This is a genomic window from Saccharopolyspora cebuensis (genome assembly GCF_039542665.1).
Taxonomy (GTDB): Bacteria; Actinomycetota; Actinomycetes; order Mycobacteriales; family Pseudonocardiaceae; genus Saccharopolyspora; species Saccharopolyspora cebuensis.
The window spans coordinates 579458-593367 of sequence record NZ_BAABII010000016.1 but is presented as its reverse complement, the minus strand read 5'-3'; the positions used below and the strand labels follow the sequence as shown (position 1 = coordinate 593367).

Below are 13910 nucleotides of genomic sequence, written 5' to 3'. Positions count from 1 at the left end.
CCCGGCCCGGATCGTCGTCCCCACGCCGGAGGTGGTCATGGCCGCGCAGGTGCTGTTCCCCAAGTTGCGGGAGCCCGACGAGAAGGAGGCGCTGCGCTTCGGCGACCGCGCGCTGACCTACCGGGAGCTGGCCGGGGTGGCCGGTGCGCTGGCCGAACGCCTCGCCGGGACCAGCCGGGCGGCGGTGTGGGCCACCAACACCCTGGAGACCTGCGCGGCGGTGCTCGGCGGGCTGGCCGCGGGGGTCGCGGTGGTGCCGATCAACCCCAAGGTGGGGGAGCGGGAGCTCGCGCACATCGTGGCCGACAGCGAACCCGAGGTGCTGCTCGCCGAACCGGGGTTCCAGCCGCCGCCGGGGCTGGCCGGGCTGGCGGTGCACGAGGTGGACGTCACCGCCCGGGGCGGAGCGCTGCCCGCCGAAGCCGCTCCGGAGGCGCCGGCGCTCATCGTCTACACCTCCGGGACCACCGGGCCGCCCAAGGGCGTGGTGCTGCCCCGGCGCGCGCTCAGCGCCAACCTCGACGCCCTCGCCGAGGCGTGGGCCTGGACCGCCGAGGACGTGCTGGTGCACGGGCTGCCGCTGTTCCACGTGCACGGTCTGATCCTGGGCACGCTGGGGCCGGTGCGCCTCGGCGGCTCGGTGCAGCACCTCGGGCGCTTCTCCTCGCGGGCCGCCGCCGACGCGCTCGCCGGACCGGCGACCATGCTGTTCGGCGTCCCGACCATGTACCACCGGCTCGCCGACGACGCCGAGGGCGACCCCTCGATCGCCGCCGCCGTCCGGGGCGCCCGGCTGCTGGTCTCCGGCTCGGCCGCGCTGCCCGCCGTGGAGCACGCCCGCATCGAGCGGCTCACCGGCCAGCGGGTCGTGGAGCGCTACGGGATGAGCGAGACGATCATGAACTGCGGGGTCCGCGCCGACGGCGACCGCAGGCCCGGCTACGTCGGTCGGCCCTTCGCCGGGGTGGAGCTGAAGCTGGTCGACGAGCGGGACGCCGAGATCGAGGCCAGCGACGACGCCACCGTCGGCGAGATCCTGGTGCGCGGGTCCAACCTGTTCAGCGGCTACCTCAACCGCCCGGACGCCACCGAGGCCGCGTTCACCGACGGCTGGTTCCGCACCGGGGACATGGCCACCCGCGCGCCCGACGGCTACGTCCGCATCGTGGGGCGCAAGGCGACCGACATCATCAAGAGCGGCGGCTACAAGATCGGCGCCGGCGAGATCGAGAACGCGCTGCTGGAGCACCCGGCGGTGGCCGAGGTCGCGGTCACCGGCGAGCCCGACGACGACCTCGGCGAGCGGATCGTGGCCTGGATCGTGCCCGCCGAGGGCACCTCGATCAGCGGGGCGGAGGCGGCCGACCACGTCGCGGGGCTGCTCACCCCGCACAAGCGCCCCCGGGAGGTGCGGCTGGTCGAGGCGCTGCCCCGCAACGAGATGGGCAAGGTCCAGAAGAAGGCGTTGCTGCCCACCGGGGGAGCGCGGCGGGATGGCTGACCGCGTCCCGGCCCGCACCCTCGTCGAGTCGCTGAGCAGCGGATTCGAGGAGTTCGCGGCGCCGGAGCCGGCCACCGCCCCGGACGGCCCGCTGGGCTGGCCCGGCTACGACGAGCAGCGCGCCCGCGCCGCCGCGGCCGGGGCCGACGAGGCGGTGCTGTGCGGGCGCGGGACCGTAGGCGGGCGCGAGGCGGTGCTGATCGCGTTCGACTTCGGCTTCCTCGGCGGGTCGGTCGGGGAAGCGGCCGGGGCGCGGATCGCGGCGGCCTTCGAGCGGGCCGGGGACCTGCGGCTTCCCGTGGTGTCGCTGATCGCCTCCGGCGGCAGCCGGATGCAGGAGGGCATCCGCGCGCTGGCGCAGTTGCAGACCATCGCCCGGGCCTGCCTGCTGCTCCGGCAGGCCCGCCTGCCGCACATCGCGGTGCTGCGCCATCCCACCACCGGGGGCATGTGGGCGACGCTGGGCGCCTCGGCGGACGTGGTGCTGGCGCTGCCGGGGGCGGCCGTCGCCTTCGGCGGCAGCCGGGTCCGCGCCCCCGGCGACGACGAGGAACCGTTCACCGCCGAGGGCAAGCTGGCCACCGGGCAGATCGACCAGGTCGTCGGACCCGACGAGCTGCCCGCCGCGCTGGCCCGCGCCGTCGACCTGCTGCACCCGGAACGGCTGGTCCGGCCGCCGCGCCCGGCGGAGGTGCCGCGCGCGCTGACCGACCACCCCGAGCCCGGCACCGGGTGGGAGGCGGTGCGGCGGGCCCGCGCCGCGGACCGGCCGCGGGCGCCGGAGTACCTGGACCGCTACTTCGAGACCCGCTTCGCGCTCAGCGGCGACCGCTGCGGCGGGGTGGACCCGGGGATGCTCTGCGGGCTCGGCATGCGGGAGGGCCGGCCGGTGGCCTTCGCGGCGCAGACGGGCACCGCCAACACCGCCGCCGGGTTCCGCACCGCGGCCCGGCTGATCCGGCTGGCCGACCAGCTCGGCATCCCGGTGCTGACCCTGGTGGACACCCCGGGGGCGGCCAACGACGGCGCGGCCGAGCGGGCGGGGGTGGGCCCGGCGATCGCGGAGGTGTTCACCGCCGTCGCCGAGGCGCGGGTGCCGATCACCACGCTGGTCGTCGGCGAGGGCGGTTCCGGGGGTGCGCTCGCGCTGGCCGCGCCGGAGCGGACCTGGATCACCCCGGACGCCTACTTCGCCGTGATCGCCCCGGAGCTGAGCGCGGCGATCCTCAAGCGCGGTACCGAGGACGCCGCCGAACTCGCGGGCTGGATGCGGCTGCGCCCCCAGGACCTGCTGGAACTCGGTTTCGCGGCGGGGGTCGCGGCGCGCTGATCCGCCCGCGGCGGCTGTGGGGCATCGCACCGGCGGCGGGCGGTGCGCGTCGCCGGTGCGGCGTGGGACCGTCCCCGTGACCTGATGAGCAGACGTCCGCCGGACGGCGTCGAGCCCCGGACGAGTGGATCATCTCACCTGCGCTGGTCGCCCTCGGTGATCAATGCCACCCGTTGGGCGGGAGATCGTGCCCGTTCCGTGTTCTAAACTCAGGCTCGCCTGACAAAGGTTAGGCTAGCCTGACTTTAGAAGGGGCGAGATGGACCGGACGGGGATCGGCGGCAAGGTCGCGGTGGTGACGGGCGCGGCCGGGGGCATCGGCGCCGCGGTGGTCGGCGCCCTGGCCGAACGGGGCGCCCTGGTCGCGGCGCTGGATCGCGATGCCGCCGCGGTGGAGGCCGTCGCCGACGGGCTGCGGCAGCAGGGGCACGCGGTGCACGCCCACCGGGTCGACGTCACCGACGCGGCCGAGGTCGCCGACGCCACGGCGCGCGTCGAAGCCGAGCTCGGGCCGATCGACCTCCTCGCCAACGTCGCCGGGGTGCTGCAGTTCGGCACGGTGCGCGACCTCACCGACGAGGACTGGGCGCGCACCTTCGCGGTCAACACCACCGGGGTCTTCCACCTGTGCCGGGCGGTGTCCCGGTACATGGTCGAGCGCGGGCGGGGAGCCATCGTCACGGTGGGCTCGAACTCCGCCGGCGTGCCCCGGCACGGCATGTCCGCCTACGGTGCGTCCAAGGTGGCGGCGAGCCTGTTCACCAAGTCCCTGGGGCTGGAGCTGGCCGAACACGGCATCCGGTGCAACGTCGTGGCCCCCGGCTCGACCGACACCGGGATGCTGCGGGGCATGACCGGTGGCGACCCCGCCAGCGTCATCGCCGGTTCGGCGGCCGAGTACAAGGCGGGCATCCCGCTGCGCAAGCTCGCGACGCCGGCCGACATCGCCGAGTCCGTGGTGTTCCTGCTCTCCGACCAGGCCGGCCACATCACCATGCACGACCTGTACGTCGACGGTGGCGCGACCCTGCGCGCCTGACAGCGCCGCGAAACCGGCGGCAGGAAGGTTCCCATGACCACGATCGACAGCGACATCGACGGCCTCGTCGCCGAGGAGGCGACGCGCCTGCTGGCGGCCTACGAGGCGGGTTCGTCGTTCTTCTTCTCCTCCTCGCGCGGCATGATGCTGGCCCGCGGCGTCGACGCCACGGTGCCCAAGACGTCGTGCGCGCGCGCCGACCTGCCCGGTCGGGTCCGCGAGTTCCTGGCCGGGGCCGCCGAGTTCGGGCGGCACAACCCGGTGGTGGTGGGCGCGGTGCCGTTCGGCCCGAACCTGCCCGCGCACCTGGTGCTGCCCTCCGAGGTGGTCCGCGCCGACCCGCCCGCGGTGGCGGTGCCGCGGTCGGCGCGCGGCGAGGCCCCGCGGTGCTCGGTGCGGCAGGTCCCCAGCGCCGCGGAGTACGAGCGCGGCGTCGAGCGGGTGCTGCGCCGGTTCGACGACGGCGACCTGAGCAAGGTCGTGCTCGCCCGGACCCTGGAGCTCACCCCGGAGTCCCCGGTCGACGTCCGCGACGTGCTGGGCAACCTGGCGCTGGCCGACCCGAGCGGCTTCACCTTCGCGGTGGACCTGCCCCGGCGCGGGGAGGACGGCACCCGGGACACCGCCGGTCCGCAGCCCCCGCTGGGCCGCACCTTCCTCGGGGCCAGCCCCGAGCTGCTGGTGTCCCGGCGCGGCACCGCGGTGCGCTCCAACCCGATGGCCGGTTCCCGGCCGCGCAGCAGCGACCCGGCCGAGGACCGGCGCCGCGCCGAGGAGCTCGCCGACTCCGACAAGGACCTCCGCGAGCACGCCGCGGTCGTCGAGGCGGTCGTGCGGGCGCTGGAACCGCTGTGCACCGACCTGCGGGTGCCCAGCAGGCCCTCGGTGATCAGCACCGCCGCGATGTGGCACCTGGCCACCGAGATCACCGGCGAGCTGCGCGACCCGCGGACCTCCTCGCTCGAACTCGCCGACGCCCTGCACCCGACCCCGGCGGTGTGCGGCACCCCGGTGGCCGCGGCCCGCTCGGTGATCGGCGAGACCGAACCGTTCGACCGCGGCTACTACGCGGGGATGGTCGGCTGGTGCGACGCGGCGGGCGACGGCGAGTGGGTGGTGGCCATCCGCTGCGCGGAGATCGAGGAGGAGGGCCTGCGGCTGTTCGCCGGCGCGGGCATCGTCGCCGGCTCCGACCCGGCCGACGAACTGGCCGAGACCTCCGCGAAGTTCCGCACCGCGCTGTCCGCGATGGGCCTGGACCAAGCCGTCTCACGCTGAGGAGGAACCACCAGAATGACCGGACCGGCACCGCTGCCCGGCTGCCCCACCTGGCCCGAGGAGTTCGCCGCCCGCTACCGGGCGGCCGGCTACTGGCGGGGCGACACCTTCGGCTCGATGCTGCGCGAGCGCGCCGCCGAGCACCCCGACCGGATCGCCGTCGTCGGCGGCGACCGGCGGGTGTCCTACGGCGAGCTGGACGCCCGCGCCGACCGGCTGGCGGCCGGGCTGCACCGGCTCGGCATCGCCCCGCGGGACCGCGTCGTCGTGCAGCTCCCCAACATCCCGGAGTTCTTCGACGTCTGCTTCGCGCTGTACCGGCTCGGCGCCGTGCCGGTGTTCGCGCTGCCGACCCACCGGCTGACCGAGGTCGGGTACTTCTGCGAGTTCAGCGAGGCGGTCGCCTACATCACCGCCGACGTCGAGGCCGGGTTCGACCACCGGGTGCTGGCCGCCGAGGTGCGGCGCGAGGTGCCGGGGCTGCGCCACGTGCTCATCGCGGGCGACCCGGGCGACTCCGGCTTCACCGCGCTGTCCGATGTGGACGCCGAGCCGGCGGACCTGGCCGGTCCGCACCCGGGGGACATCGCGTTCCTCCAGCTCTCCGGCGGCAGCACCGGCGTGCCCAAGCTGATCCCGCGCACCCACGACGACTACCTGTACTCGTTCCGCGCCAGCGACGAGATCTGCGGCGTCACCGAGGACACGGTGTTCCTCGGCGCGCTGCCCATCGCGCACAACTTCCCGATGAGCTCGCCGGGCACCTTCGGGGTGCTGCACGCGGGCGGTCGCGTGGTGCTGGCCCGCAGGCCCAGCCCCGACGAGGTGTTCCCGCTGATCGAGCGGGAACGGGTCACGCTGGCCGCCGCGGTGCCGCCGCTGGCGCTGGTCTGGCTCGACGCCGCGCCGGACACCGAGCACGACCTGTCCAGCCTGGAGGTGCTCCAGATCGGCGGCGCCAAGTGCAGCGAGGAGGTCGCCAAGCGGGTCCGCCCGGTGCTCGGCGCGACCTTGCAGCAGGTGTTCGGGATGGCCGAGGGCCTGGTGAACTACACCCGCCTGGACGACCCGGAGGAGGTCATCCGCACCACCCAGGGGCGGCCGATCTCGCCGGACGACGAGGTGCTCGTCGTCGACGACGAGGACAACCCGGTGCCCGCGGGGGAGACCGGCCACCTGCTCACCCGGGGGCCCTACACCATCCGCGGCTACTACCGGGCCGAGGAGCACAACGCGCGGGCGTTCACCCCGGACGGCTTCTACCGCACCGGTGACGTGGTCCGCCTGACGCCCGAGGGCAACGTCGTGGTCGAGGGGCGGGCGAAGGACCAGATCAACCGGGGCGGGGAGAAGGTCGCCGCCGAGGAGGTCGAGAACCACCTGCTCGCGCACCCCGACGTGCACGACGCCGCGGTGGTCGCCATGCCGGACGACTACCTGGGGGAGCGCAGCTGCGCCTTCGTGGTCCCGCGCGGGACGCCGCCCAAGGCCCGCGAGCTCATCAAGTTCGTCCGCGAACGCGGGCTGGCCGGCTACAAGGTGCCGGACCGGGTCGAGTTCGTCGAGCAGTTCCCGCAGACCGGGGTCGGCAAGATCAGCAAGCGCGAGCTGCGCGAGGCGATCGTGCGCGAACTGGTCCCCGAACTGCACCGGGGCCGCTGAGGCGGATCCGGTGCAACCGCACGAGGAGAGGAGCAAGGTGGCGCTTCCGGGCATCGCACCGTACCGCGTCCCGCAGCACGAGGAACTGCCGGAGAACCGGGTGCGCTGGCGCCCCGATCCGCAGCGGTCCGTCCTGCTGATCCACGACATGGAACGGCACTTCGTCAACGCCTTCACCCCGGATCGGGAACCGCTGAACGAGGTCGTCCCGAACATCCAGATGCTGCGCGCGCAGGCCGACGCCAGCGGGGTGCCGGTGGTCTACTGCGCCCAGCCGGGCGGTCAGACCCCCGAGCAGCGGGGCCTCCAGCTCGAGTGGTGGGGGCCGGGGGTGTCCGACCCGGCGCAGGAGGCGATCATCGACGAGCTGGCGCCCCGGTCGCGCGACGTGCTGCTGACCAAGTGGCGCTACAGCGCCTTCCAGCGCACCGAGCTGCGCGAGATGCTGCGGGAGTGGGGGCGCGATCAGCTCATCATCACCGGCATCTACGCCCACATCGGCTGCCTGATGACCGCCGCCGAGGCGTTCCAGCAGGAGGTCCGCGCGTTCCTGGCGGCCGACGCGGTCGCCGACTTCTCCTTGGAGGAGCACCGGATGGCGCTGTCCTACGCGGCCAAGCGCTGCGCGGTGGTGGAGTCCACCAGCAGCCTCGTCACGGCGCTGGCCGCCGACCGACCGGTGCCGGCGTGAGCGCGCCCGGCACGAGCGAGCGCGGCGCCCCGCCGCGCGGAGGGGAGGAATCCATGTCCGACGCACCGGCCCTGACCCTGGAGGACGTCCGCCGCGACGTGGCGGAGGTGCTCTACGAGGACCCGGCCGAGCTGACCGACGAGGAGGACCTCATCGACTGGGGGCTGGACTCGGTGCGGATCATGAGCCTGGTCGAGAAGTGGCGCAAGCGCGGCGTCCAGGTCACCTTCGCCGACCTCGCCGAGCGCGCCACGCTCGCCGACTGGTGGGCGGTGCTGGGGCCGAAGACCGCGGCCTGAGCACCCGCGGGTCGTCGAGCGGGCCGTCCCCCCACCGCGCGGTGGGGGGACGGCCCGCTCTCGTCGGGGATCACGGCCAGGGGACCTGCTCCGACCGGTAGAAGTCGATGCCCTGGTGCTCCCACCGCGGGCCCTGCGCGGCCAGCCGCCGGGAGAACGACTCCCAGTCGTGGTGCTCGGCCTGCGACCAGCCGAGCTCGGCGATCGCGGGCAGCCGCGGGAAGGCCATGAACTCGATGTGGTCGGAGGTCTCCAGCGTCTCCGACCACAACGGCGCCTCGACGCCGAGCACCGCTTCCTCCGGGACGCCCCGCAGGTAGCTGCCGGGGTCCCAGCCGTAGGCGTCGGCGACCTCGGTCAGCCCCGCCCACTGCAGGCCCAGTTCGGTGCCCTCGTGGTACTTCTGGTCCAGGTAGGACTTGTTCGCCGGGGAGACCAGGATGCGGTTGCCGCGCGCCACGGCCTCGGGCAGCAGCGGGTCGGCGTTCTCGGTGCCCCAGTACTGCACCACCGCGCCCGCGGGCGGTGCGGCCTTGGCGTACTCGTGCCAGCCGACGGCGGTCTTGCCGTACTTCGCCACCATCGGCACCACCCGCTGCATGAACTTCCGGTAGTCCTCATCGGTGGTGGAGTGCGCCTCGTCGCCCCCGATGTGCAGGTACTCGCCCGGCGTCAGCGCCGCGACCTCGCGGATGACGTCCTCGACGAACCGGTAGGTGATCTCCTTGTCCACGCACAGCGAGCTGAACCCGACCTCGATGCCGGTGTAGAGCGGCGGCGCCACCCCGTCGCAGTTGAGCTCGGCGTAGGACGACAGCGCCGCGTTGGTGTGCCCGGGCAGGTCGATCTCCGGGATCACCACCATGTGCCGCGACGCGGCGTACTCGACGATCTCGGTGTACTCGGCCTGGGTGTAGAAGCCGCCGGGGCCGCCGCCGACCTCGGTGCTGCCGCCGTGCTCGGTCAGCCGCGGCCACGACTCGATCTCCAGCCGCCAGCCCTGGTCGTCGGTGAGGTGCAGGTGCAGCCGGTTGATCTTGTACTGGGCGAGCTGGTCGATGTAGCGCTTGACCTGCTCCACGTCGAAGAAGTGCCGGGCCACGTCGAGCATCGCGGAGCGGTGGCCGAAGCGCGGCCGGTCCACGATCTCGCCGCCCGGCACCGTCCACGGGCCCGGCTGCTCGGTGCGGCTCTCGATCGCGGGGGGCAGGAGCTGGCGCAGCGTCTGCACGCCGCGGAACAGCCCGGTGGGCGTCTGCGCGGACAACCGCACGACGTCGTCGTCGACGTCCAGCCGGTAGCCCTCCGGTCCGAGATCGCGGCCGTCCAGGCTCAGCGCGATCGCGCCGTCCTTGACCTGGCCGCGGCTGACCGGGATCGGGAAGCCGGTCGACGGGCGCAGCAGGCCGGCCAGGTGCTCGCCGACCGGCGCGGCTTCGCCCGCCGCCCGGATCTTGGTGTGCCGGGTGAGTTCGAAGGTGCTGCCGGGGTCCGGTCGGACCGACTCGGGTGCTGGGACGACGTCGTGCAAGTCCTGCTCCTGGGGCGTGCCGAGGGCGGGGGCCGCGGTCCCGCCGAGGAGCAGCGCGCCGGTGAGCGCGGTCGCCAGCAGCGACACGCGGCGCACGGCGGTGCGGGGCGGTGTTCGGGTCATGTGCCACTCCGGGGTCGGATGTCGGTAGCCCTCAAAGGTATAGACCACATCCGGCGCGGGGAGCCTCCGAACGGATGTATCGGGCACGGCCCCGGATCAGCGCCCGCGCAGCGCCTCGGTCAACGCCTCCAGCACCGCGGGGTCCTCGATCGTCGAGGGCGCCGAGGTCCGCCCGGTGTCGGCGATCTCGCGCATCGATTTGCGCAGGATCTTGCCTGAGCGGGTCTTGGGCAGCCCGTCGACGACCGCCACGTCGCGGAACGCCGCCACCGGGCCGATCTGCGCGCGCACCGCGGCCACCAGCTCGGCGCGCAGCTCCGCGGCGTCGACCTCCACCCCGGCCTTGAGCACCACGAACCCGCGCGGCACCTGCCCCTTGAGGGCATCGTGCACCCCGATCACCGCGCACTCGGCCACCGCCGGGTGCCCGGCCAGCACCGCCTCGATCGAACCCGTCGACAACCGGTGCCCGGCGACGTTGATCACGTCATCGGTGCGGCCCATCACGAACGCGTAGCCGTCGGCGTCCAGGTGCCCGTTGTCGCCGGTGAGGTAGTGGCCGGGGTAGCGCGACAGGTACGACTCGACGAACCGCTCGTCGTCGCCCCACAGCGTCGGCAGCGTGCCCGGCGGCAGCGGGAGTTCCAGGCAGAGCGCCCCGTCGGTGCCCGGCGGCACCGGGCGTCCGCCCTGGTCGAGCACCGCGATCCGGTAGCCGGGCAGCGGCACCGTCGGCGATCCCGGCTTGATCGGCAGCGGTTCCAGCCCGCGCGGGTTGGCGCAGATCGGCCAGCCGGTCTCGGTCTGCCACCAGTGGTCGACCACCGGCACGTCCAGCGTCCCGGACGCCCAGCTGAAGGTCTCGGGATCGAGCCGCTCACCGGCCAGGAACAGCGTCCGCAACGAACCGGTGTCGTGCTCGGCGCGCAGCCGGGCGTCCGGATCGACCCGCTTGATCGCCCGCAGCGCGGTCGGCGCGGTGAACAGCGCCTTCACCCGGTGCTCGGCGATCACCCGCCAGAACGCGCCCGCGTCCGGCGTGCCCACCGGTTTGCCCTCGTAGACCACCGTGGTCGCCCCGGCCAGCAGCGGCCCGTAGACGATGTAGGAGTGCCCGACCACCCAGCCCACGTCGGAGGCCGTCCAGAACACCTCGCCGGGCCCGATGTCGTAGACCGCCGCCATCGACCAGCGCAGCGCCACGGCGTGCCCGCCGTTGTCCCGCACGACGCCCTTGGGCCGCCCGGTGGTGCCCGAGGTGTGCAGCACGTACAGCGGGTCGGTGGCCCGCACCGCGACGCAGTCCGCGGGTTCGGCGCTGGTCACCAGGTCGTGCCAGTCGAGGTCGCGCGGCCCGAGCTCGGCGCGCACCTGGTCGCGCTGGACCACGACGACCCGGTCCGGCTGGTGCTCGGTGCGCCGCAGCGCCTCGTCGACGATCGGCTTGTACTCCACCACCCGGCTCGGCTCCAGCCCGCAGGAGGCGGCGATCACCACCGCGGGCCGCGCGTCGTCGATGCGGGCCGCCAGCTCCTTGGGCGCGAACCCGCCGAAGACCACCGAGTGCACCGCCCCGATCCGGGCGCAGGCCAGCATCGCCACCACGGCCTCGGGGATCATCGGCAGGTACAGCACCACCCGGTCGCCCGCGCCCACGCCCAGCCCCGCCAGCGCACCGGCGCAGCGCGCGACCTCGTCGAGCAGTTCGCGGTAGGTCCAGCGCCGCACGGTGCCGGTCATCGCGGAGTCCCAGATCAGCGCCGTGCTCTCGGCGCGGCCGTCGCGCACGTGGCGGTCCAGGGCGTTGAAGCAGGTGTTGAGCGTGCCGTCCGGGAACCAGCGGTAGAACGGCGGGCGCTCGTCGTCCAGCGCCCGCGACGGTGCCCGCTCCCACTCGATCGCCCCGGCCGCGTCGAGCCAGAAGCCCTCCGGGTCGGACGAGCTGCGCTGGTAGGCATCGGCGTAGGCACCCATGAGCACGACCTCCTGCGGTGGACCGGCAACGCCTGAGTCCTACCGCACCGCCGCCCGGGAGACCAGGGACCGCGCGGACGAGCGGCCGGAACCGCTTCGGCCGCGCTGTCCGCCGCGCTGCCCGCCGGATGCGGTTCGTCGACGGACCACGACCGCTGGGCGCCGCGCCCGCGCGCCAGCGCGACATCGGCCGCCCCGGCGCCCACAATTTGCGACCGGGGGCGGGGATCGCGCTAACAGAGTCGGCGATCGGACCGACTAGGGGTACGGAGGTGCGTCCATGAGCACGGACATCAGCACGGAGTCGACCGAGTCCGCGGCGAAGGCGGCGGAGCTGCCCACCGCGCCGTGCAGCGTGGTGTGGAGCGGTGGTCATTCCTACGTCCGCGAAGGGGTCAGCGGCGCCCGCTGGGCGGGCGTCGACGACCGCGGCCGGGCCCGGTTCCTGACCGACGCCGACCTCCACCGCCAGGGCTGGAGCCACCGCAGGAGCTGATCGGCGCACCTTCCGCGCCCGGACCCGAGGTGGCGCGACCTCCTCCCGGCACGGCCGCCACGGCTCCGGTCCGACGCATGTGAGACCCTGATCAGGCCAGCGGACGCGGCGCGTCCGGTCGCCCGGCGCAGGACCGGCCGGGGCGCGGCTGTTTCCGGGCACAACCGTTCAGGGGAGGACTCGTGGTGCAGGAAGCCGACAGCACCACGAACGACACGACGGGGGACCGCGACGTGGACCCGGAGCCCACCGGGGACCGTTCGCCCGGCGACCCGGGCATCGCCCGGATCAAGGAAGCCGCCGCCGGCGTCTGGTCCGATCCGGTGCTGACGCTGCCGAACCTGCTCAGCGTGGTCCGGCTCGCCGGGGTCCCGCTCTTCCTCTGGCTGCTGCTCGGACCGCAGGCCGATCTGCTCGCCCTGCTCGTGCTCGTCATCAGCGGCGCGACCGACTGGCTGGACGGCAAGCTCGCGCGCTGGCTCAACCAGTACAGCCGGATCGGCGAGCTGCTCGACCCGGCCGCCGACCGCCTCTACATCGTGGCCACGCTGATCGCCTTCGTCCTGCGCGACGTGGTCCCCTGGTGGGTCGCCGTCGCCCTGGTCGGCCGCGACGTGGTGCTCACCCTCTGCCTGCCGGTGCTGCGCTGGCACGGCTTCGAACCGCCCGACGTGCACTACCTGGGCAAGGCGGCCACGTTCTGCCTGATGTACGCCTTCCCGCTGCTGCTGCTGGTGCAGAACGAGTTCGCGTTCTCCTCGGTGGTGCGGCCGTTCGCCTACGCCTTCACCTGCTGGGGCGGCGCGCTCTACCTGTGGGCGGGCGTGCTGTACCTGGGGCAGGTGGTCGCGGCCGTCCGGTCGGCCCGGTCGGCGCCCCGCTGACCCGCCCCGGCCCCCGGCGGACCCGCCTTGCGACCGCCCGGCCGGCCCCCATACGCTCCCGCCGCGATCACGCGACACGGTCGCGGCCGGATCCGCAGCTCGAGTCAGGAAAGGCAGGACCCAGGTGGCGACCCCGGACGGGATCAAGTACACCCCCGAGCACGAGTGGGTGCTCGGCACCGATGGCACCACGGTGCGCATCGGCATCACCGACTACGCCCAGCAGCAGCTCGGCGACGTGGTGTTCGTGCAGTTGCCGGACCTCGACCAGCAGGTCGAGGCCGGGTCCGCGATGGGCGAGGTGGAGTCGACCAAGAGCGTCTCCGACCTCTACGCGCCGGTCGGTGGCCGGGTGGTGGCCCGCAACGAGCGGTTGGACGAGCAGCCCGACCTGGTCAACACCGACCCGCTCGGCGAGGGCTGGATGATCGAGCTGGCCGTCGACGACCCGGCGGCGCTGGCGGGGCTGCTCACCCCGGAGGCCTACCAGGACCTGATCGACCAGGCATGATCGCCGGTCGCGCGCGGCCGACGGGGCGATCTCGGGAGTCGCGCGTCCCGTGCCTGGCAGGGCACGGTACGTTGGAACACACTTGGCACGATCGATCCGCGTAGAGGAGAGCTCAGGTGAGCCAGAACAGCGGCTCCGGCGACGTTCCACCGGAGCAGTCACCGGAGACCACCTCGGTCTTCAGGCCCTTCCTCTCGGAGCCCGAAAGCACCGAGAGCGCGCCCGCCGCGGAGCCGGCCGCCTCCGGGGTCGATGCGCTGCCCGCGGGGTCCGCCCTGCTGGTGGTCAAGCGCGGCCCCAACGCGGGTTCGCGATTCCTGCTGGACCGGGAGATCACCAGCGCCGGCCGCCACCCGGACAGCGACATCTTCCTCGACGACGTCACGGTGTCCCGCCGCCATGCGGAGTTCCGCTTCGAGGGCAGCAACTTCGTCGTCGTCGACGTGGGGAGCCTCAACGGCACCTACGTCAACCGGGAGCCGGTGGACACCTCGGTGCTGGCCAACGGTGACGAGGTGCAGATCGGCAAGTTCCGGTTGGTGTACCTGACCGGGCCGGTCGAGGGCGGCCCGGCGGGCCGCTGACGGGAGG

Annotated in this window: 13 protein-coding genes; 11 read left to right on the top strand and 2 right to left on the bottom strand. The window is 73.9% G+C overall.

Annotated elements, in window-relative coordinates:
* Positions 1-37: 37 nt before the first annotated feature.
* From ABD976_RS22980 to ABD976_RS22950, 7 genes are all read left to right on the top strand, one after another.
* Positions 38-1501 carry an acyl-CoA synthetase gene (locus tag ABD976_RS22980; protein WP_345366554.1) on the top strand — a complete coding sequence of 488 codons (1464 nt, stop codon included), beginning with the start codon at positions 38-40 and terminating at the stop codon, positions 1499-1501.
* Positions 1494-2831: a carboxyl transferase domain-containing protein gene (locus tag ABD976_RS22975; RefSeq protein ID WP_345366552.1), complete on the top strand. Its 1338-nt coding sequence runs from the start codon at positions 1494-1496 to the stop codon at positions 2829-2831. The genes ABD976_RS22980 and ABD976_RS22975 overlap by 8 nt, the downstream gene beginning before the upstream one ends.
* 259 nt (positions 2832-3090) lie before the next feature.
* Positions 3091-3870, top strand: a complete 780-nt coding sequence (locus ABD976_RS22970) for a 2,3-dihydro-2,3-dihydroxybenzoate dehydrogenase (protein ID WP_345366550.1) — start codon at positions 3091-3093, stop codon at positions 3868-3870.
* Between the two features lie 33 nt (positions 3871-3903).
* Entirely contained in the window at positions 3904-5148 is a 1245-nt protein-coding gene (gene dhbC / locus ABD976_RS22965) for an isochorismate synthase DhbC (protein ID WP_345366548.1), read from the top strand.
* A 15-nt stretch (positions 5149-5163) separates the two neighbouring features.
* On the top strand, positions 5164-6810 hold the full coding sequence (locus ABD976_RS22960) for a (2,3-dihydroxybenzoyl)adenylate synthase (RefSeq protein WP_345366546.1): 1647 nt from the start codon (positions 5164-5166) through the stop codon (positions 6808-6810).
* Between the two features lie 37 nt (positions 6811-6847).
* A complete protein-coding gene (locus tag ABD976_RS22955) occupies positions 6848-7501 on the top strand; it encodes an isochorismatase family protein (RefSeq protein ID WP_345366545.1) in 654 nt (217 codons plus the stop codon).
* A 53-nt stretch (positions 7502-7554) separates the two neighbouring features.
* Entirely contained in the window at positions 7555-7800 is a 246-nt protein-coding gene (locus ABD976_RS22950; RefSeq protein ID WP_345366543.1) for a phosphopantetheine-binding protein, read from the top strand.
* Between the two features lie 70 nt (positions 7801-7870).
* Here ABD976_RS22950 and ABD976_RS22945 read toward each other — a convergent pair whose 3' ends face one another.
* Positions 7871-9454 carry a beta-N-acetylhexosaminidase gene (locus ABD976_RS22945; protein WP_345366541.1) on the bottom strand — a complete coding sequence of 528 codons (1584 nt, stop codon included), beginning with the start codon at positions 9452-9454 and terminating at the stop codon, positions 7871-7873.
* 96 nt (positions 9455-9550) lie between these two features.
* Complete coding sequence (locus ABD976_RS22940; protein ID WP_345366539.1) at positions 9551-11428, bottom strand: propionyl-CoA synthetase; 1878 nt, start codon at positions 11426-11428, stop codon at positions 9551-9553.
* 280 nt (positions 11429-11708) lie between these two features.
* Here ABD976_RS22940 and ABD976_RS22935 point away from each other — a divergent pair, with 280 nt between their 5' ends.
* The 4 genes from ABD976_RS22935 to garA all read left to right on the top strand — a co-directional run bounded on the left by ABD976_RS22935 (position 11709) and on the right by garA (position 13903).
* Complete coding sequence (locus tag ABD976_RS22935; protein ID WP_345366537.1) at positions 11709-11924, top strand: hypothetical protein; 216 nt, start codon at positions 11709-11711, stop codon at positions 11922-11924.
* 182 nt (positions 11925-12106) lie between these two features.
* Positions 12107-12808 carry a cardiolipin synthase ClsA gene (clsA, locus tag ABD976_RS22930; protein ID WP_345366535.1) on the top strand — a complete coding sequence of 234 codons (702 nt, stop codon included), beginning with the start codon at positions 12107-12109 and terminating at the stop codon, positions 12806-12808.
* A 124-nt stretch (positions 12809-12932) separates the two neighbouring features.
* The gene (gcvH, locus tag ABD976_RS22925) at positions 12933-13319 is read left to right on the top strand and encodes a glycine cleavage system protein GcvH (protein WP_345366533.1); all 387 of its coding nucleotides are present in this window, start codon (positions 12933-12935) and stop codon (positions 13317-13319) included.
* A gap of 116 nt (positions 13320-13435) precedes the next feature.
* Positions 13436-13903 (top strand): glycogen accumulation regulator GarA, encoded by a 468-nt coding sequence (gene garA, locus ABD976_RS22920; protein WP_345366531.1) that lies wholly within the window; start codon positions 13436-13438, stop codon positions 13901-13903.
* Positions 13904-13910: the final 7 nt, after the last annotated feature.

Coding starts and splice junctions, on each gene's coding strand:
- ABD976_RS22980 (WP_345366554.1), top strand. CDS start 38: ATGGCCGCGCAGGTGCTGTTCCCCAAGTTGCGGGAGCCCGACGAGAAG.
- ABD976_RS22975 (WP_345366552.1), top strand. CDS start 1,494: ATGGCTGACCGCGTCCCGGCCCGCACCCTCGTCGAGTCGCTGAGCAGC.
- ABD976_RS22970 (WP_345366550.1), top strand. CDS start 3,091: ATGGACCGGACGGGGATCGGCGGCAAGGTCGCGGTGGTGACGGGCGCG.
- dhbC (WP_345366548.1), top strand. CDS start 3,904: ATGACCACGATCGACAGCGACATCGACGGCCTCGTCGCCGAGGAGGCG.
- ABD976_RS22960 (WP_345366546.1), top strand. CDS start 5,164: ATGACCGGACCGGCACCGCTGCCCGGCTGCCCCACCTGGCCCGAGGAG.
- ABD976_RS22950 (WP_345366543.1), top strand. CDS start 7,555: ATGTCCGACGCACCGGCCCTGACCCTGGAGGACGTCCGCCGCGACGTG.
- ABD976_RS22945 (WP_345366541.1), bottom strand. CDS start 9,454: ATGACCCGAACACCGCCCCGCACCGCCGTGCGCCGCGTGTCGCTGCTG.
- ABD976_RS22940 (WP_345366539.1), bottom strand. CDS start 11,428: ATGGGTGCCTACGCCGATGCCTACCAGCGCAGCTCGTCCGACCCGGAG.
- ABD976_RS22935 (WP_345366537.1), top strand. CDS start 11,709: ATGAGCACGGACATCAGCACGGAGTCGACCGAGTCCGCGGCGAAGGCG.